The sequence below is a fragment of the Phenylobacterium sp. genome (assembly GCF_046291545.1).
Classification (GTDB): domain Bacteria; phylum Pseudomonadota; class Alphaproteobacteria; order Caulobacterales; family Caulobacteraceae; genus Phenylobacterium.
Genome location: NZ_JBKBSM010000001.1, coordinates 534,652 through 551,368 on the forward strand (window position 1 = coordinate 534,652; position 16,717 = coordinate 551,368).

19 protein-coding genes and 1 tRNA gene are annotated in these 16,717 nt (G+C 70.7%); 13 read left to right on the forward strand and 7 right to left on the reverse strand.

Features of this window, described 5'->3' with window-relative positions:
* Positions 1-95: 95 nt before the first annotated feature.
* From ACK4YQ_RS02645 to ACK4YQ_RS02660, 4 genes are all read left to right on the forward strand, one after another.
* Positions 96-171, forward strand: a tRNA-Ala gene (locus ACK4YQ_RS02645).
* 185 nt (positions 172-356) lie between these two features.
* Positions 357-794 (forward strand): BA14K family protein, encoded by a 438-nt coding sequence (locus ACK4YQ_RS02650; protein ID WP_409607996.1) that lies wholly within the window; start codon positions 357-359, stop codon positions 792-794.
* A 59-nt stretch (positions 795-853) separates the two neighbouring features.
* Positions 854-1,285 carry a GtrA family protein gene (locus tag ACK4YQ_RS02655; protein WP_409607998.1) on the forward strand — a complete coding sequence of 144 codons (432 nt, stop codon included), beginning with the start codon at positions 854-856 and terminating at the stop codon, positions 1,283-1,285.
* 92 nt (positions 1,286-1,377) lie between these two features.
* The gene (locus ACK4YQ_RS02660) at positions 1,378-1,800 is read left to right on the forward strand and encodes a hypothetical protein (RefSeq protein ID WP_409608000.1); all 423 of its coding nucleotides are present in this window, start codon (positions 1,378-1,380) and stop codon (positions 1,798-1,800) included.
* Between the two features lie 16 nt (positions 1,801-1,816).
* On the opposite strand, the gene ACK4YQ_RS02665 is transcribed toward ACK4YQ_RS02660, so the two are convergent.
* A complete protein-coding gene (locus tag ACK4YQ_RS02665; RefSeq protein ID WP_409608002.1) occupies positions 1,817-3,145 on the reverse strand; it encodes an amidohydrolase in 1,329 nt (442 codons plus the stop codon).
* Positions 3,146-3,297: 152 nt separating this feature from the next.
* On the opposite strand from ACK4YQ_RS02665, the gene ACK4YQ_RS02670 reads away from it, so the two are divergent.
* From ACK4YQ_RS02670 to ACK4YQ_RS02685, 4 genes are all read left to right on the forward strand, one after another.
* Positions 3,298-3,867, forward strand: coding sequence for a carboxymuconolactone decarboxylase family protein (locus ACK4YQ_RS02670; RefSeq protein WP_409608004.1), 570 nt, complete (start codon positions 3,298-3,300; stop codon positions 3,865-3,867).
* A 1-nt stretch (position 3,868) separates the two neighbouring features.
* Positions 3,869-4,672: an SDR family NAD(P)-dependent oxidoreductase gene (locus ACK4YQ_RS02675; RefSeq protein WP_409608006.1), complete on the forward strand. Its 804-nt coding sequence runs from the start codon at positions 3,869-3,871 to the stop codon at positions 4,670-4,672.
* 118 nt (positions 4,673-4,790) lie between these two features.
* Positions 4,791-5,213: an Hsp20 family protein gene (locus ACK4YQ_RS02680; protein ID WP_409608008.1), complete on the forward strand. Its 423-nt coding sequence runs from the start codon at positions 4,791-4,793 to the stop codon at positions 5,211-5,213.
* A gap of 43 nt (positions 5,214-5,256) precedes the next feature.
* Positions 5,257-5,511, forward strand: coding sequence for a DUF1150 family protein (locus ACK4YQ_RS02685; protein WP_409608010.1), 255 nt, complete (start codon positions 5,257-5,259; stop codon positions 5,509-5,511).
* A 38-nt stretch (positions 5,512-5,549) separates the two neighbouring features.
* Here ACK4YQ_RS02685 and ACK4YQ_RS02690 read toward each other — a convergent pair whose 3' ends face one another.
* The 3 genes from ACK4YQ_RS02690 to ACK4YQ_RS02700 form a co-directional block, all read right to left on the reverse strand.
* Entirely contained in the window at positions 5,550-6,014 is a 465-nt protein-coding gene (locus tag ACK4YQ_RS02690) for a PTS sugar transporter subunit IIA (protein ID WP_409608012.1), read from the reverse strand.
* 72 nt (positions 6,015-6,086) lie between these two features.
* A complete protein-coding gene (hpf, locus tag ACK4YQ_RS02695) occupies positions 6,087-6,716 on the reverse strand; it encodes a ribosome hibernation-promoting factor, HPF/YfiA family (protein WP_409608014.1) in 630 nt (209 codons plus the stop codon).
* Positions 6,717-6,747: 31 nt separating this feature from the next.
* On the reverse strand, positions 6,748-7,383 hold the full coding sequence (locus tag ACK4YQ_RS02700; RefSeq protein ID WP_409608016.1) for an exopolysaccharide biosynthesis protein: 636 nt from the start codon (positions 7,381-7,383) through the stop codon (positions 6,748-6,750).
* Positions 7,384-7,672: 289 nt separating this feature from the next.
* Here ACK4YQ_RS02700 and ACK4YQ_RS02705 point away from each other — a divergent pair, with 289 nt between their 5' ends.
* Entirely contained in the window at positions 7,673-8,716 is a 1,044-nt protein-coding gene (locus tag ACK4YQ_RS02705) for an aspartate-semialdehyde dehydrogenase (RefSeq protein ID WP_409608018.1), read from the forward strand.
* A gap of 41 nt (positions 8,717-8,757) precedes the next feature.
* Complete coding sequence (locus tag ACK4YQ_RS02710; protein ID WP_409608020.1) at positions 8,758-9,393, forward strand: glutathione S-transferase family protein; 636 nt, start codon at positions 8,758-8,760, stop codon at positions 9,391-9,393.
* A 6-nt stretch (positions 9,394-9,399) separates the two neighbouring features.
* Here the strand turns inward: ACK4YQ_RS02710 and rfbC are convergent, their stop codons facing one another.
* Complete coding sequence (rfbC, locus tag ACK4YQ_RS02715; RefSeq protein WP_409608022.1) at positions 9,400-9,957, reverse strand: dTDP-4-dehydrorhamnose 3,5-epimerase; 558 nt, start codon at positions 9,955-9,957, stop codon at positions 9,400-9,402.
* Between the two features lie 34 nt (positions 9,958-9,991).
* Here rfbC and ACK4YQ_RS02720 point away from each other — a divergent pair, with 34 nt between their 5' ends.
* Positions 9,992-11,032, forward strand: coding sequence for a glycosyltransferase family 2 protein (locus tag ACK4YQ_RS02720; protein WP_409608024.1), 1,041 nt, complete (start codon positions 9,992-9,994; stop codon positions 11,030-11,032).
* On the opposite strand, the gene argE is transcribed toward ACK4YQ_RS02720, so the two are convergent.
* Positions 10,992-12,173 carry an acetylornithine deacetylase gene (gene argE / locus ACK4YQ_RS02725; protein WP_409608026.1) on the reverse strand — a complete coding sequence of 394 codons (1,182 nt, stop codon included), beginning with the start codon at positions 12,171-12,173 and terminating at the stop codon, positions 10,992-10,994. The genes ACK4YQ_RS02720 and argE overlap by 41 nt on opposite strands.
* Positions 12,174-12,564: 391 nt before the next feature.
* Here argE and leuA point away from each other — a divergent pair, with 391 nt between their 5' ends.
* Complete coding sequence (leuA, locus tag ACK4YQ_RS02730) at positions 12,565-14,232, forward strand: 2-isopropylmalate synthase (protein WP_409608028.1); 1,668 nt, start codon at positions 12,565-12,567, stop codon at positions 14,230-14,232.
* Between the two features lie 28 nt (positions 14,233-14,260).
* On the opposite strand, the gene ACK4YQ_RS02735 is transcribed toward leuA, so the two are convergent.
* Positions 14,261-15,646, reverse strand: coding sequence for a cytochrome P450 (locus tag ACK4YQ_RS02735; RefSeq protein WP_409608030.1), 1,386 nt, complete (start codon positions 15,644-15,646; stop codon positions 14,261-14,263).
* 111 nt (positions 15,647-15,757) lie between these two features.
* Here ACK4YQ_RS02735 and ACK4YQ_RS02740 point away from each other — a divergent pair, with 111 nt between their 5' ends.
* A complete protein-coding gene (locus ACK4YQ_RS02740; RefSeq protein WP_409608032.1) occupies positions 15,758-16,669 on the forward strand; it encodes a LysR substrate-binding domain-containing protein in 912 nt (303 codons plus the stop codon).
* Positions 16,670-16,717 lie beyond the last annotated feature (48 nt).

Genomic DNA, 16,717 nt, shown 5'->3' on the forward strand with positions numbered 1-16,717 from the left:
AAAAATTCGCTTCAAGGCGGCTTGATCACGGGAAACTGTCAGACTAGGTTCCGCGCCTCTTCGGCCGGCCCGCCGGGCGGAGAGGCAAAGACCTCGGGGCTATAGCTCAGCTGGTAGAGCGCTTGAATGGCATTCAAGAGGTCAGCGGTTCGACTCCGCTTAGCTCCACCATGAAGGCCCGCCGGGAGACCGGCGGGCCTTCGCCTTATCCGGGCCCCTGCAATCCGTTCCACCGGGCGCGCGCCGCCGCTTGACGGCGGTCAAGGCGGAGGGCCGCGGCGATGGTCACGCTGCGTCCGACGTGCCCGCCGCGCGGTCGCCACGGCGGCGACCAAGCGGGCGCCGGGAGACATCACATGCGCAGGTCCATCGCCCTCGTCATGGCCTCGGTCGCCAGCCTTGTCGCCGCAACGCCGGGACTCGCCCAGCCACGCCCCTACGTCGACGCCTGGGGCGGCCGGCCGCCGCCGCGCGACGGCGCACACTACTACTACGACGGCCGATGGGTGGATCACGACGAGTGGCGCCGCCACGAGGCCGAGCGCGAGCGCTGGGCCCGGGCCTATCACCGCCGCCGCCCCGACCGCCGCGACGACGACGGCTCGGCCGCCCTGGTGGCCGGCATCATCGGCTTCGCCCTCGGCGCGGCCATCGTCGGCTCGATGGAGCAGGCCGAGCACGCCCGCACCGCCGACGAGAGCTGGGACGACTACTGCCGGCGCAAGTACCGCAGCTACGACCCACGGAGCCGCACCTATCTCGGCTACGACGGCCTACGCCATTATTGCCGCTGAGGAGACCTTCGCCGGCGCAGTGAACGGTTCCGCAAGCAAAGCGGCCTAGGGTCGGCGTCATGATCGCCTTCGCCGCCTCGCTATCCACCGATCCCCGGCTGCGCCGCCTCGCCGGCGAACTGGCCCGCTTCTTCGCCGTGGGCGCCACGGCGACGGTGGTCCACTACGCCATCCTGATCGGCCTGGTGGAACTGGCCCACGCGGCCCTGATCCCGGCGACCACCGCCGGCTTCATCGGCGGCGCGACCACGAGCTACACCCTCAACCGCCGCGTCACCTTCTCCCACCAGCCACAGTACGGACGGGGCTTGGCCAAGTTCTTCGCCGTCAGCCTGTTCGGCATGGGGCTGAACGCGCTGATCGTCGGCGGCCTGGCGCGGCTGGGCCTGCCCTACCTTATGGCCCAGGTGGGCGCCACCGGCGCCTGCTTCTTCTGGAACTTCACCGCCGCCCGGCTGCTGGTGTTCCGCGCGCCGCGGCCGCAGGGCTGAACGCGCCCGCCTTCGTCGGCATGACGCGCCAGGTAATGGCGCAGCTTCCCGCCCGCTTCTAGGCTCCCCCCATCGATCGGGAGGGTGGGACGATGAACGCTTTCTGGCGCAACTGGATGTGGGGCTGGTGTGCCGCCGTCGGGCTTTTCGGCGCGGTCCTGGCGCTGGGGGGCCTGCCGGCGACGGGCGAGCCCGCGCGCCTGCTGCTGGACGTGCTGAACGGCCCCGCGCCGGTGGCCCTGGACGGGGCGCTGCGCTTTTCGGTGGCGGTGCTGGGCGCCGTGACCATCGGCTGGAGCCTGACCCTGGCGGCGGCCATCCGCGCCGCGCTCGAACTGGGCGAGGGGGCCGGGCCGGTCTGGCGCCTGACGCTCGCAGGCGTCGTCGGCTGGTTCGTGATCGACAGCATCCTGTCGGTGGCGACGGGATTTGCGCTGAACGTGGTGCCGAACCTCATCCTCCTGGCCACCTTCCTCTGGCCGCTGCAGCGGAGCGGCGCCCTGCGCAGCGCCTGACGCGGGACGCCCGCGGCTACTTCTCCATCACGTTCAGCACAGCCAGGGTCATGGCCGTGACGCCAGTGCGGATCGAAGGCTCCGGAACCGGCGCGAAGAACGGCGAGTGGTTGGCCGGGATCGGCGCGCCCTTGGCCCGGGCCTCGGCCATCATCTTCGGGTCCAGCCCGCCGATGGAGAAGAACACCGACGGCACGCCGGCCAGGATGTACTCCGAATAGTCCTCGCTGGCCGTGCCGGGCGCCGGGAGTTCGAAGGCCTGGTCGCCGAACGCGGCCTTGAACACCCGGGCCGTGCGCGCGGTCAGGTCCGCATCGTTGACCACCGCCTTGCCGCCCGCCTCCATGGTCACGTCCGGCTTCGGCGCGCCGGCGATCGCGGCCACCCCGTCGGCGGTGCGCTGAACCCCCTCCAGGATCTTGGTCCGCACCTCGCCGTCATAGGTGCGGATCGTGCCGCGCAGCAGCGCCTGGTCGGGGATGATGTTGCCGGCGCTGCCCGCCTGGATCGCGCCGACCGTGACGATGCCGAAGGCGGCCGGGTCCTTTTCGCGGCTGATCACGCTCTGGACGTCCACCACGAAGCGCGCGGCCATCATCACCGGATCGATGGTCACCGAGGGCATGGCGCCATGGCCCCCGCGCCCCTTGAACAGGACCTCCAGGCTGTCGGAATTCGAGGAGACCACCCCCGGCTTGTAGGCCACCTGACCGGCGGGCAGCGGGCCGACATGCAGGCCGAAGCCGTAGTCCGGCTTCGGGAAGCGGGTGAACAGGCCGTCCTCCAGCATCGCCCGCGCGCCGGTGACCGTCTCTTCCGAGGGCTGGCCGATGAACACCAGGGTGCCGCTCCAGCGATCCTTCATCGCCACGAGCGCCTGGGCCGTGCCGACCCAGGAGGCCATGTGGATGTCGTGGCCGCAGGCGTGGTCGACGAAGGTCTCCTTGCCGTTCCACACCGCCTTGGCCTTGCTGGCGTAGGGCAGGCCGGTCTTCTCCTCCATGGGCAGGGCGTCCATCTCGGTGCGCACCAGCACGACCGGCCCGTCGCCGTTCCTGTAGATCCCGACCACGCCGGTCTTGCCCACGCCTTCGGTCACGGTGAAGCCCAGCGCCCGCAGCGCCTTGGCGAGCTTGGCCGCCGTCTGGGTCTCCTGAAAGCCGAGTTCAGGGTGGGCGTGGATGTCCTTGTAGAGGGCGTCGAGCTTGGGATAGGCGCCGTCGAACTGGGCGCCGATCGCCGCCTTGGCCTCCGCCACGTCCAGGGCCGCGGCCCGGTCCGGCGCCGCCGCCAACGACAGGAGCGCAAGGGCCGAGCACAGGGCGGCGGACGGACGAAGGGTCATGGCGATCTCAGGCGCTCGCGCCTGCCTCTGTTGTCGGAACCAGCGCGCACGCCCCCGCGGCCTCTGGCCGCCACGCTCGCGCCGCGCCACACTGGCGCAGGGCGCGGCCTTGAACAATGCGCCGAGCGAAGATCGCCGCCGGGGAGACGACCATGAGATTGAAAACCGCCCGCATTGCGCCCGTTCCGGACGCTGAACTGACCGCCGACCAGAAGGAGGCGCTCGGCCCGATGCTGGAGACCGGCCGGGTGCTGAACATCTTCCGCACCCTGGCCCATGCCCCCAAGGCGCTGAAGGCCTTCCTGTCCTGGGGCAACTATGTGCTGTCGCGGCGCAACGCCCTGCCCGCCCGCGAGCGCGAGATCGTCATCCTTCGCATCGGCTTCCTGTGCCGCGCCGGCTACGAATGGACCCAGCACGCCGAGATCGGGCTGCGCTCGGGCCTCACCGCCGAAGAGGTGGCCCGCATCAAGGCGGGCGCCGACGCCGCCGGCTGGAGCGCGGCGGATGCGGCCCTGATCCGCGCCGCCGACGAACTGCACCACGACCAGTTCATCACCGACTCCACCTGGCGGGCGCTGGGCGAGCACTTCGACGACAAGCAGAAGATGGACGTGGTGTTCACCGCCGGCCAGTACACCCAGGTGTCGATGATGCTGAACACCTTCGGCGTGCAACTCGACGAGGGCCAGAGCCTCGATCCCGACCTCAAGGGCTTCTGACGTGGCCGGTCGAATGCAGGACAAGGCCTGCGTCGTAGTCGGCGCGGGCCAGACGCCGGGCGAGACCATCGGCAACGGCCGGGCGATCGCCGTCCTCTTCGCCCGCGAAGGCGCGCGCGTCCTGTGCGTCGACCGGGATCTGGGGCGGGCCGAGGACACCGTGGCGATGATCCGCGCCGAGGGCGGCGAGGCCTTCGCCGCGCAGGCCGACATCCGCAAGGCCGCGGACTGCGACGCCATGGCGGCCGAGGCCAACGCGCGCTTCGGAAGGGTCGACGTGCTGGTCAACAACGTCGGGATCGGCGGCGGGGGCGACGGCCCGGCCCACCGGCTCACCGAGGCGGCCTTCGACCGGATCGTCGCGGTGAACCTGAAAGGCTGCTGGCTGTCCGCCCGGGCCTTCCTGCCGTCGATGCGCGAGGCCGGCGCCGGCGCCATCGTCAACATCTCGTCCCTCGCCGGGATCGCCGGAGGGAACCAGACCGCCTACGAGGTCACCAAGGCCGGCGTGAACCGGCTGACCACCAGCATCGCCCAGGCGAACGCAGGCAAGGGCGTGCGCTGCAACGCGGTGGCCATGGGGCTGCTGGACACCCCCATGGCCGTAGCCGGCATCGCCGAGGCTTCGGGTCAGGACGTGGAGGAGGTGCGCCGCGCCCGCAACGCCCGGGTGCCCTTGGGCGGGCGAATGGGAACGGCCTGGGACACGGCGTACGCCGCCCTGTTCCTGGCCAGCGACGAGGCCCGATTCATCACCGGCGTGGTGCTGCATGTGGATGGGGGCATGTCCAGCCGCATCGGCTGATCCCTGGGCGGCCGCCATTGAAACCGAGGCGGCGCCATTCCATCTAAGTCGCAACCGGTCGGACGTGCCGACAGCGGGCGTCGGGCCGGGGAGTCGCTTCCAGCGAGGACTCTTTGGAATGACCCGGACGATCCTGTTCGACAGCCCCTTCCTGCTCGGCTTCGAGCACACCCGCGCCCTTGCCGAACGGGCGGCCAAGGCGGCCGCCGAGAGCTACCCTCCCTACAACGTGGAGGACCGCGGCGCAGGCGCCTTGCGCATAACCCTGGCCGTGGCTGGCTTTTCGCCCGACCAGCTCCACGTGACCGTCGAGGACCGTCAACTGGTCGTCGCCGGCCGCCGGGAAGACGGTTCGGCTAAGCCCGACGAGGCTTATCTGCATCGCGGAATCGCCGCCCGCGGCTTCGTGCGCAGCTTTGTCCTGGCGGACGGAATGGAGGTCGAAGGGGCGATCCTGGAGCACGGCCTCCTGCACATCGACCTGGTCAGGCCCGAGCCCGAAAGGCTGGTGAAACGTATCCCGATCCGAACGGCCGGCTGAACCGGCGACCGTTCAGAGCGTTGAGTTTTTGGAGGTGGTCATAATGACGCCCGTACTGTCGACTGAAGCATTCGCCAATCTTGGCGCTCCGGACCTGGTCTATGTGCGCCCGATCAAGGCCGCCGAGATCATCGCCAGCGTGCCCGCACAGCAGATCGCCGAGTTCGAGCTCGATCCGGATCAGACGCTGTATGCAGTGCACCGCGCCGACGGCGAACGCCTCGCCGTCCTGGCCGACCGGGACTCCGCCATGGCCGCCGCACTTGCGCACGAATTGGCGCCGGTGTCGGTGCACTGATCCCGACAATCTCGGCCGCAGTCGCGGCGGCCGGCGTGTCAGGCCGCCGTGGAGCGGGCTTCCTGCACCAGAAGGGCGTGGATGGCGTCGGCCGTCCACGCCTGGCGCAGTTGCTCGCGCAGGTCGGCCTGCCGTAGCAGGCGCGAGACGCGGGCCAGGGCGCGCAGGTGCTCCGCCCCGGCCTTGGCCGGCGCAAACAGCGCGAAGATCAGGTCCACCGGCTGCTCGTCGATCGAATCGAAGGCCACCGGCTGGTCCAGCCGGATGAAGACGCCGCGGATGCGGTCCAGCCCCTCGACCCGGGCGTGCGGGACGGCCACGCCGTAGCCGACGCCGGTGGAGCCGGCCTGTTCGCGTTCCGAGAGCGCTTCAAGGAGGACCCCGGCGTCGAGGCCGAAGCTGCGGGCCGCCAGGTCGGACGCCAGGGCCAGGGCCTGCCGTTTCGTGGGCGCGTTCGCCCGCGGCGCGATAGCCGCGCGGTCCAGGATGTCGCCGATCTGCATTAGCCTCAAACACGCCCGTTCAACTGCCGGCCCCGACTGCGACCGACTGGGAACGCCCGGATCTCGGCTCGATCAGCCGCCTCCGTTCGATCCGTTCCCGTTCGGCGGCTTGGTGCGTTCGGGGTCGATCCAGCCGATATTCCCGTCGGGTCGGCGATATACCACGGACAACCCGCCGTGAGCGGCGTTCCTAAACACGATTGTTTGAGATTCCGTCAAGTCCAGTTCCATGACCGCCATCGAAACGGTCATGACGCGGATGGGCTTTTCGGTTTCGGCGATGACCATGGCCGAGGGCAGCGCGCCGTCGCCCGGCCCGCCCTCGTCCAGCTCATCTTCCTCTTCCTCCTCAGGGGCGCGCAGCACGAAATAGGCGGCGGTCTCCGCCTGCTTGGCCTGGGCGGCGAGATGGTGATCCTTCAGCCTTCGCTTGTAGCGGCGGATCCGCGTCTCGATCTTCTGCAGCGCTGTGCCGAAGGCCGAATGGGCGTCGGCGCCCAGCCCCTGGCTCTGCAGTTGCTGGCCCGAGGCGAGCGTGACCACGCAGTCCACCTTGAAGGCGTAGCCCTCGCGGGTGACCACCACGTCGGCGCCGCCGCCGCGGTCAAAGTACTTGCCAATGCTGCTTGTGAGTTCGTCGGACACCCGCGTCCGCAGGGCGTCTCCGACATCGACATGCTTGCCGGTGACTTGGACTTGCATGCGACAACAACGCGCCCGCACACGGATGGTGTCAAGCCGTTCCCAAAAGCGTGAGCATGTGCCGGAAGAAGCCCATGATCGCGCCCCCCGCCACGTAGAGCACGCTCCAGCTCGCGGCGGCCAAGGCGTAGCCCAGCAGCGCCAGAACCCCGTCCCGCAGGACCAGCGACAGGGACAGGGCCGTGATCGCCGCGGCGGGCAGCAGGTTGCCGAACGGCAGCGGCAGGATGAGCACCAGCGACAGCCCCACGCACATCAGTCCGAGGAACCGGTCGCCGAAGCGCCCGAACAGGAAGCCGAGCCGCGGGCGGGAGACGTGCTCCACCCGCTCCAGCCACGGGATGATGCGGCCGAACGCCTGATGGAGGGTCGAGGCGCGGATCGTCCGGCGTCCCGCGTTCGGCGGCAGCCACAGCCGCCGCACCCCCAACGCCAGTTGCGGCGCCAGGAGGACGAGGGGCGCCCCCAGCACCGTGGACGACCCCGGCGGCAGCGGCAGGAGGTTGGGCGCGGCGAACACGAACAGCAGCGCCCCCAGCGCCCGCGGGCCGAAGGCGGAGATGATCTGGCCGACGCTGAGCGTCCCCTCGTCCGCCGCCGTCAGCTCCCGCAGGATCTGCGACAGGGGTTTCACGTGCTCCATTTCGATCGCCTGCTCATCGGACATGCGGCGCTCCGCTGGCCAGCCTCTCCGCTCGTGACACCTCATGCCGAACGGTCAAGGCCGGTCGGCGTTCGCGACGCCGCCCGTTTACAGGAGCCCCGCTTCTGGTCTATCGGAGCGGCCATGTCGGTTACGGCCATGATCTGCGTCATTAAAACCATCACGCCCGCGGGCGTGGGGGATGACGCGCGCGCGGCCTAAGGCCGCACGGCCCCCCTCGACCCCGCCGGCAGGACGGGGTCGCCGAACCGACGGAACCCGCCTCCGGCTCCCAAGCAAGGAGATGTGTTCCATGAGCCCCGCCCAATCCGCCGCTGCGCAGGACGCCCCCCGCACGCGGCATGTCGCGATCGTCGGCGCCACCGGCGCCGTCGGCCGCGAGCTGATCGCCTGTCTCGAGCGCCGCGACTTTCCGACGGCCAGCCTGCGGCTCCTGGCCTCGCCCCGCTCGGCCGGCCGGACCCTGCCCTTCCGCGGGCGCGAACTCACGGTCGAGGCGCTCGGTCCGGACAGCTTCGCCGGCGTCGACGTCGCGCTGTTCTCCGCCGGCGCCTCGATCTCGCGCAAGTATGCGCCGATCGCGACCGCCGCCGGCGCGATGGTGGTCGACAACTCGTCCGCCTTCCGCATGGACCCGGCGACGCCGCTGGTGGTGCCCGAGGTCAACGGCTCGGCCCTGGCCGCCGGACCGCGGCTGATCGCCAACCCCAACTGCGTGGCCGCCATCGCCGTGATGGCCCTGGCGCCGCTGAACGCGAACGTCCAGGTCCGCCGCGTGATCGGCGCGACCTACCAGGCGGCCTCCGGGGCGGGAGCCGCGGCGATGGAGGAGCTGGAGGCCTCCACCGCCGCCCATCTCGCCGGACAGGCCTTCCAGCCCAAGGTCCTGCCGCATCCCTACGCCTTCAACATCTTCAGCCACAACGCCGAGGTCGATCCGGACAGCGGCTACAACGGCGAGGAAGCCAAGGTGATGGACGAGGTGCGCAAGATCATGGGCGCGCAGGACCTTCGGCTGTCGTTCACCTGCATCCGCGTGCCGGTGCTGCGCGCCCACGCCATGGCTCTGACGGTGGAGTTCGATGCGCCCGTCAGCCCGGACGAGGCCCACGCCTGGCTGGCCGAAGCTCCCGGCGTGCGGCTGGTGGACGACCGCGCCGCCAACCATTTCCCGATGCCGATCGAGGCCTCCGGCGCCGACGAGGTGCTGGTGGGCCGCATCCGGCGCGACCTTTCAGACCCGGAGGGACGCACCCTGGCGCTCTTCGTCTGTGGCGACCAGTTGCTGAAGGGCGCGGCGCTCAACGCCGTGCAGATCGCCGAGGCGCTGCTCTGAAGCGGCGACTCGCGGCATCAGAAGCCAGCCAAGGAGCGTCCATGATCGAGCTGCACTATCACCCCGGAAACGCCAGCCTGTTCCCGCACCTGCTGCTCCGCGAACTGGGCGTTCCCTTCGAGCTGGCCCTGGTCGACCGCGACGCCGAAGCCCAGAGGAGCGCCGCCTACCTGGCGCTCAATCCCACCGGCAAGATCCCGGTCCTCGTCCATGACGGGCGGCCGGTGTTCGAGACCGTGGCCATCGGCCTCTACCTGGCCGACGCGTTTCCGGCGGCGGGACTCGCGCCGCCGCCGGATTCGCCAGTGCGGGCCGACTACCTCAAGCTGATGGCCCTCATCTCCAACACGCTCCAGGCGGAGTTTCGGATCTGGTTCTACCCGCACGAGTTCACCACCGATCCGTCCGGCGTGGAGGCGGTGAAGCAGGCGGTGGGCGCCCGGCTGACGGCCGCCTTCGAGACGATCGCCAGCCTCCTCGGGGATGGGCCCTGGCTTCTGCCGTGGGGCCCCTCGGCGGCCGACCTCTACCTTTTGATGATGGTCCGCTGGGGCCGCACCCTGCCCAGGCCGGCGCGGGAGATCGGCGGACTCGGCGCCCACGCCGAGCGGCTCCTGGCCCGCCCGTCGGTGCAGGCGGCGTTCGCCGCCGAAGGCCTTCCGGCCCCGTTCGTCTGATCGCCGTCAGAAGGCGGCGGGGGGCATGTCCTTCAGCCGGGGCAGCACCCTGTCCTTGTCCGAAAGGATCGCCTCCTCGGCGGAGACGCCCCAGTCGACGCCGAGGTCGGGATCGTTCCACAGCACGCCGCCCTCGGTCTGCGGGGCGTACTGGCCGTCGACCTTGTAGAAGAGCTCGGTGTCGTCGACCCGCGTGACATAGCCGTGGGCGAAACCGCGCGGGACGAAGAGCTGCTCGCCGCCCTCCGCCGTCAGTTCCGCGGCCACCCAGCGTCCGAAGGTCGGCGAGCCGGCCCGCACGTCCACCGCCACGTCCAGGATCGCACCCTTCAGCACCCGGACCAGCTTGGCCTGCGGATGCGGAGCCTGCTGGAAGTGCAGGCCGCGGACGGTGCCCCTGCGGGCGTTGAAGGCCTGGTTGTCCTGCACGAAATCGGCGTCGACGCCGGCCTCGGCCAGGGCCTTTCGGCTCCATGTCTCGGCGAACCAGCCCCGCGCATCGCCATGGCGCTTGGGCGTGATAAGCAGGACCTCGGGCAGGGCGAGCGGAACGATCGTCGTCATGGCCTTGTCGACAGTGATTGGAACAGCCCTCCGCATGGACGAGCCCGGAGACGAAAACAAGGCCGCGGCGCCGGCGATCAGCGTGGTGATCGTGGCGTTCAACAGCGCCGACACCCTGGGCGCTTGCCTGGAGCGGCTGGCGGCCCAGACCTTCCGCGACTTCGAGCTGATCCTGGTGGACAACGCCTCGCCCCAGGGCGAAGCCCGGCCCGCCGCCGCCGCCTTCCCCGGCGCCCGGTTGATCGAGAACGGCGCCAACCTCGGGTTCGCCGCCGCGGTGAACATCGGCGCGCGGGCCGCACGCGGCCGCTGGCTGGCGCTCCTGAATCCCGACGCCTTCCCCGAGCCCGACTGGCTGGAGGCGCTGATCCGCGCCGCCGAGCGCCACCCCGGCTACCGCGTGCTGACCTCGCGCCAGCTCATGGACGACGATCCCGAAGTCCTGGACGGCCTGGGCGACGTGATGAGCGGACCGGGCATTCCCTATCGCGGCGGCTACATGACCCCGGATCCGAAGACCACGTCCGAGGGCGAGGTGTTCTCCCCGTGCGGCGGGGCGATGATGATCGAAACGCGGTTGTTCCTGGACCTCGGCGGCTTCGACGAGACCTTCTTCTGCTACTGCGAAGACGTCGACCTGGGCTACCGCCTGCAGCTCGCCGGCGAATCCACCCTGCTTGCGCCCGACGCGGTGGTCCGCCACGTCGGCTCGGCCTCCTCGGGCGGGCCGAAGTCGGACTTCGCCGTCTTTCACGGCACGCGCAACCGCTTCTGGGTGCTGGTCAAGGACACCCCCCTGGCCCTGCTGCCTGTGGTCCTGCCGCTGCATGCGCTGGCGGTGGTGCTGATCGCCACGCGCCCGGCGAACCGCGACAGGGCGCCGGCGATGTGGCGGGGCCTGCGCGCGGCCGTGGCGGGCCTGCCGCAGGTCCTGCGCCGACGGCGCGAGGTTCAGGCGGCGCGCCGCGCCTCGACCTGGAGCCTGGCGCGGGCCATGACCTGGAACCCGGCGGACCTGCGCGGCCGCCGCCCTGTCATCCGTCCGCTGAAGCCCAGTCGACCAGGCGAGCCATGAAGGCCGCGCCGCGCTCCATCTGCGAGCGCTCGACGTATTCGTTGGGCTGGTGGGCCTGGTCGATGGAGCCGGGACCGCAGATGACGGTGGAGAAGCCCGCCTGCTGGAACTGGCCGGCCTCGGCCGCGTAGCCGACCACCCGGCGCGGGCCGTTGTCGCCGGCCAAGCGCCGGGCCAGGGCCTCGGCCGCCCCATCCGTCTCCGGCGCGAACGCGGGCGTGTTCGAGCGGCGCGCGATTTCGACGCCGGCCTGCGGGAAGCGCGCCTTCATCGCCGCGTCGGCCGCCGACGCCTCGGCGAAGAAGTCGGCCAGCACCGCCTCCGGGTCCATGCCGGGCGGGCAACGCAGGTCGAACAGGAACACGCATTCGCGCGCGAGGATGTTGACCGCCGTGCCGCCGTGCACCTGGCCGATGGTCAGGGTCGCGTGCTTGGGGGTGAACGGCGAAGCCGGGTCGGCCTGCCGCTCCAGCCGTTCGGCCAGGGCCGAGAGGCTCGCCATCAGCCTGACCGCTTCCATCACCGCCGAGATCCCGAGCTGGGTCTGGCTGGAATGGGCCTCGTGGCCCCGCACGGTGACCCGAAAGGTGGCGATGCCCTTGTGCCCGCAGACCGCCTCCATGTTGCTGGGTTCGCCCACCACCACCATGGCCGGGCGAGGCAGCTCGGCGGCGATGGCGCGGATCATGTCCGGCGCGCCGAGGCAGCCCACCTCCTCGTCGTAGGAGAACGCCAGGTGCACCGGCTTGCCGAGGGGGCGGGCGGCGAGATCCGGAACGGCCGCCAGCGCCAGGGCCAGGAAGCCCTTCATGTCGCAGGTCCCGCGGCCGTAGATGCGACCGTCCGCCTTCTCCGTCAGCTTGAACGGATCGGTGTCCCAGGGCTGGCCTTCGACAGGCACGACGTCGGTGTGGCCGGACAGAACCACCCCGCCCTCCGCCGCCGGACCGATCGTGGCCATCAGGTTGGATTTCAGGCCGTCGGGGCTCGGCACGCGGCGCGAGGCCACGCCATGGTCGGCCAGATAGGCCTCCACCCATTCGATCAGCGCCAGGTTGGACAGGTGGGAGGTGGTGTCGAACGCAACCAGGCGCTCGAGGATTCCAAGCGCGCGCGGCGCCAGCGTTTCGGAAGACGACATGGCCGGAGCCTACGCGCTTGGCGGGGGGCTGGGGAAGCTCGGGCGTCGCGGGCCCGCCCGATTGTGCGCAAGACAGGCGCCCCGCTCCGGAAGGATCGCGGCGGTCCTTGACTCCGTCCGGCCCGAAAGGCACCCCTCTTGGCCATGAACGCCGCGCACGCCCTGAGCCTACGACTTCTTCGCCCGACCCTCTGAGGGTCGGGACCGCAAGCCGTCGTCGTCGCTCCGGAGCTGAAAATGCCGTTCGTCCTTCCACACGCCCTTGTCGTCCAGCCCGAGCCGGGCCATGGCTTCGCGCGACTTAGGAGCGGCCGCCGGGACTGACGGCGACCCGGCGGCGGCGCGCGAGCCGCATCCCTGATTCCGTGACCCAGACGCAAAGGCGCGACCGATGCTGCGCGACCCCTCGACCAAGTACCGCCCCTTCCAGCCCATCGACCTGCCCGACCGCCAGTGGCCCTCCCGGGTGATCACCAAGGCGCCGCGCTGGCTGTCCACGGACCTGCGGGACGGCAACCAGGCCCTCATCGACCCGATGGACGGCGAGAAGAAGCAGCGCTTCTTCGACATGCTGGTGAAGATCGGCCTGAAGGAGATCGAGGTGGGCTTCCCCTCGGCCTCACAGACCGAGTTCGACTTCATCTCCGGCCTGATCGCCAAGCGGCTCATTCCGGCCGACGTCATGATCCAGGTGCTGACCCAGTCGCGCGCCGACCTGATCGCCCGCACCTTCGAGGCCCTGGAGGGCGCCGAGCAGGCCTGCGTCCACCTCTACAACGCCGTCTCGCCCGCCTTCCGCAAGATCGTCTTCGGCATGGACCGGGCCGGGATCAAGGACATCGCGGTCACCGGTGTGAGTCAGCTTCGAGAGGAGGCCGAGCGGCGGCCGGGCACGCGCTGGACCTTCGAGTACTCGCCGGAGACCTTCTCCACCACCGAGCTCGATTTCAGCCTTGAGGTTTGCGAGGCGGTGCTCGACGTGCTGGAGCCCACGCCGGAGCGGCCGGTCATCCTGAACCTGCCGGCCACCGTCGAGGCGGCAACGCCCAACGTCTACGCCGACCAGATCGAGTGGTTCTGCCGCCATATCTCACGGCGGGACAGCGTGGTGATCAGTCTGCACCCGCACAACGACCGCGGTTCCGGCGTGGCCGCCGCCGAACTGGGGCTGATGGCCGGGGCCGACCGGGTCGAGGGCTGCCTGTTCGGCAACGGTGAGCGCACCGGCAACGTCGATCTCGTCACCCTGGCGCTCAACCTCTACACCCAGGGCGTCTCGCCGAACCTGGACTTTTCGGACCTGGAGTCGGTGGTCAACACCGTGACCTACTGCAACCAGATCGGCGTGCACCCGCGCCATCCCTATGCGGGCGAGCTGGTGTTCACCGCCTTCTCGGGCTCCCACCAGGACGCCATCAAGAAGGGCTTCGCCGCCCGCGAGACCCAGAACGACGACTATTGGGAAGTGCCTTACCTGCCGATCGACCCGGCCGACCTGGGCGCCTCCTACGAGGCCGTGATCCGCGTCAACAGCCAGTCCGGCAAGGGCGGCGTCGCCTGGGTGCTGCAGCAGGACAAGGGCCTGAAGCTGCCGCGCCGCATGCAGGGCGACTTCTCCCGCGTGGTCCAGGCCCTGGCCGACGAGACCAGCCGCGAACTGAACGCCGCCGACATCTGGAGCGCCTTCACCCGGGCCTACCACCTGGAGGGCCCGCAACGCTTCGAGCTGGTCGACTACCGCGAGACGGGCGTGGCCCGCGCCGGCGGCGAGCGCGTGTTCTCCGGCGAGGTCAAGGTCGACGGCAAGGCCCAGGCGATCAGCGGACGGGGCAATGGCCTGCTCTCCAGCGTGCTGGCCGCGCTGCAGGCGGGCTGCGGGGTAAGCCTGGACATCCTCGACTACCAGGAGCACGCCATCGGCCACGGCGGCGGGGCCCAGGCCGCAGCCTATGTCGAGTGCCAAGCCGCCGACGGCCGCATCGTCTTCGGCGTGGGGCTCGACACCGACGTCGCCACCGCCTCGGTCCGCGCGATCCTCTCGGCGGCGAACGGACTTTAGGGGGCGTTCGCGCGGCCCCCGCCGCCCCTCAAGCCATCGCCTCGACCTTCAGCGGCAGCCCGCCCTTCGGCCGCAACGCGATGTCGGCCTGGACCTCGACCCGATGGCCGGGCGCCGGCGAGAAGCGGTAGCGCGCCAACCATGTGGCCAGGATCAGCAGCGCCTCGGCCGTGGCGAACTGGGCGCCGATGCACACCCGCGGCCCCGCGCCGAAGGGGATGTACTGGAAGCGGTGGCGCCCGTCCCTGGCCTCGGGACTGAAGTTCTCCGGGTCGAAGACGTCGGGGTCGTTCCACAGACGGCGATGGCGATGGACCAGCCAGGGCCAGACGCTGACGAGATCGCCCTTGCGGACCCGATGGCCGCAGAGCTCGTCGTCGGCCGCCGCCTGGCGTTCGATGCGCGGGGCCGGCGGATAGAGCCTGAGGGTCTCGTCCAGCACCCAGCGAAGATAGGGCAGCCATTCGATGATCGCGTCCGGATCAGTCTCGGTCAGGGCGTCGCGCGCCTCTGCGGCCAGCACCTCCTGGACCTCCTGCTGCTCGCTCAGGATGTAGAGCGTCCAGGCCAGGGCGTTGGCCGTGGTCTCATGGCCGGCGACCAGGAAGGTCACGGCGTTATGCAGGGTCAGGCGCGCGGCCTCGTCCGGGGCGTAGTCCTGGCTGAAGGCGCGCAGCAGGCGGGTAATGAAGTCGTCCGGCGGATCGTCGCCGACCCGCCGTTCCTCCAGGAACCGGGCCATGGCGTTCTTTAGGAAGGCCCGCCCCTGAGCCGCCCGGCGCAGGCGGGGGGAGACGTCCAGCCAGGGCGCGCCCATCAGGGCGCCGGGGCGAAAATCGCCCAGTGAAGCCAGGGCGGAGGCCACGTGTTCGTGGGCCTCCCCGGTGCTCATCACCGCCTCCGATGAGCAGAGCGTGCGCGAGATCACGCGGAAGGTCGTGGCGGTCGCCGCGGCGGCCAGGTCGACCACCCCCGGCGCCTGATGCGCCCAGGCCCCGGCGGCGACCTGCGCCTCGCCCAGGAAGTCCGGCATGAAGCCCTTGACGGCGGCGGGGGTGAACACCGGCGCCATGACGCGGCGCTGGCGCTTCCAGCTCTCGCCCTCGGCGGCGAACAGGCCCTCGCCCAGGAGGTCGCCGGCGAGCGCCTGCAGGAGGGCGGGCTTGGGGTAGTTAGCCACATTGTCCAGCAGCACCCGGCCGACCGCGTCCGGGTCGCTGACCACGTGGAAGTGGAAGCCGAACAGCGGCCGGCTGACGATCGGCGCCTCGAAGGCCTCCTCGGTCCAGCCGAGGATCACGTTCTGGCGCAGTTCGCCGACCATGAAGCGCCACAGCGGCGGCGTCCGGGCCAACGGCCTGGGCGCAGCCGGCCGGAAGCGGCCGTCGCCGGCCGCATAGGCTAGGTTCGTCATGAGCTCCCCCTCGGCCGGCGTACAACCGGCCGTTGATTTTGAGAGAGCATGGGTATTTCGCCGCGGCGCAGCAATCGATATAAGGGGCGCGTTCTTGTGAGTTCAAATCACATGGCCAGACGCGATCTGCCGCCCCTGACCGGCCTGCGCGCCTTCGAGGCGTTCGCGCGCCTGGGCCAGATGACGCTGGCGGCCGACGAGCTTTGCGTCACCCACGGGGCGATCAGCCGCCAGATCCGCAGCCTGGAACGCGCCACCGGCCTTAGCCTGACGGAAGGGCCGCGTCATCGCCTGCGGCTCACCGAGGCTGGGGCGCGGCTCGCCGCGACGCTCTCCGCCAGTCTCGACGCGATCGAGCGGACCTTCCTCGATCTGATGACCGCGGCCGAAAGCGAGCTTCGCCTGTCCTGCGTCGGCACCTTGGCGATGCGCTGGCTGATCCCTCGGCTGCCGGCGTTCCACGCCGCCCACCCCGGCCTGAAGGTGACCGTGACAGAGGCCTATGGTCCGGTGGATTTCGCCCGCCAGCCGTTCGACGCCGCGATTCGCCTGACCGAGCACGTGCCGGCCCATGGGGTGCGCTCGGTCGCCTTCCTGGACAACTTCCATGGCCCGGTGCTGTCGCCGGAGCTGGCCGCCGGCGCCGGGACGAGCCTGGCGGGCATCGCGCGCCTGCCGCGGCTGGACACGCGCACGCATCTGCGCGCCTGGGCCGAGTGGCAGAGCCACACGGGCCTTGCGCTCGACGAGCCGCCGGAGCGGCGGGAGTTCGAGCACATCTTCTACACCCTGGAGGCCGCGACGGCGGGCCTGGGGGTGGGCGTGACGCCCTGGATCTATGTGGCTGGCGATGTGGCGGCCGGCCGGCTGATCGCCCCGCTCGGCTTCGTCTCCACGCCGGCGCGCTTCCACTTCATCCTGCCGGAAGGCGAGCCGAAACCCGCCGCCGAGGCGTTCGGCGCCTGGCTGCTGGCCGAGGCCGCCCAGGCGCCGGCTCCGCCGCCGCTGCTGGCCGCGGCCTGAGGCCCGCGGTCGCGCCATCGGAGGGCTTGCCGCAACGCAGCAGGACGA

What these genes read in the sequence shown, in the direction of transcription:
- ACK4YQ_RS02650 (WP_409607996.1), top strand. Translation starts at nt 357, where the DNA reads ATGCGCAGGTCCATCGCCCTCGTCATGGCCTCGGTCGCCAGCCTTGTC.
- ACK4YQ_RS02655 (WP_409607998.1), top strand. Translation starts at nt 854, where the DNA reads ATGATCGCCTTCGCCGCCTCGCTATCCACCGATCCCCGGCTGCGCCGC.
- ACK4YQ_RS02660 (WP_409608000.1), top strand. Translation starts at nt 1,378, where the DNA reads ATGAACGCTTTCTGGCGCAACTGGATGTGGGGCTGGTGTGCCGCCGTC.
- ACK4YQ_RS02665 (WP_409608002.1), bottom strand. Translation starts at nt 3,145, where the DNA reads ATGACCCTTCGTCCGTCCGCCGCCCTGTGCTCGGCCCTTGCGCTCCTG.
- ACK4YQ_RS02670 (WP_409608004.1), top strand. Translation starts at nt 3,298, where the DNA reads ATGAGATTGAAAACCGCCCGCATTGCGCCCGTTCCGGACGCTGAACTG.
- ACK4YQ_RS02680 (WP_409608008.1), top strand. Translation starts at nt 4,791, where the DNA reads ATGACCCGGACGATCCTGTTCGACAGCCCCTTCCTGCTCGGCTTCGAG.
- ACK4YQ_RS02685 (WP_409608010.1), top strand. Translation starts at nt 5,257, where the DNA reads ATGACGCCCGTACTGTCGACTGAAGCATTCGCCAATCTTGGCGCTCCG.
- ACK4YQ_RS02690 (WP_409608012.1), bottom strand. Translation starts at nt 6,014, where the DNA reads ATGCAGATCGGCGACATCCTGGACCGCGCGGCTATCGCGCCGCGGGCG.
- hpf (WP_409608014.1), bottom strand. Translation starts at nt 6,716, where the DNA reads ATGCAAGTCCAAGTCACCGGCAAGCATGTCGATGTCGGAGACGCCCTG.
- ACK4YQ_RS02700 (WP_409608016.1), bottom strand. Translation starts at nt 7,383, where the DNA reads ATGTCCGATGAGCAGGCGATCGAAATGGAGCACGTGAAACCCCTGTCG.
- ACK4YQ_RS02705 (WP_409608018.1), top strand. Translation starts at nt 7,673, where the DNA reads ATGAGCCCCGCCCAATCCGCCGCTGCGCAGGACGCCCCCCGCACGCGG.
- ACK4YQ_RS02710 (WP_409608020.1), top strand. Translation starts at nt 8,758, where the DNA reads ATGATCGAGCTGCACTATCACCCCGGAAACGCCAGCCTGTTCCCGCAC.
- rfbC (WP_409608022.1), bottom strand. Translation starts at nt 9,957, where the DNA reads ATGACGACGATCGTTCCGCTCGCCCTGCCCGAGGTCCTGCTTATCACG.
- ACK4YQ_RS02720 (WP_409608024.1), top strand. Translation starts at nt 9,992, where the DNA reads ATGGACGAGCCCGGAGACGAAAACAAGGCCGCGGCGCCGGCGATCAGC.
- argE (WP_409608026.1), bottom strand. Translation starts at nt 12,173, where the DNA reads ATGTCGTCTTCCGAAACGCTGGCGCCGCGCGCGCTTGGAATCCTCGAG.
- leuA (WP_409608028.1), top strand. Translation starts at nt 12,565, where the DNA reads ATGCTGCGCGACCCCTCGACCAAGTACCGCCCCTTCCAGCCCATCGAC.
- ACK4YQ_RS02735 (WP_409608030.1), bottom strand. Translation starts at nt 15,646, where the DNA reads ATGACGAACCTAGCCTATGCGGCCGGCGACGGCCGCTTCCGGCCGGCT.
- ACK4YQ_RS02740 (WP_409608032.1), top strand. Translation starts at nt 15,758, where the DNA reads ATGGCCAGACGCGATCTGCCGCCCCTGACCGGCCTGCGCGCCTTCGAG.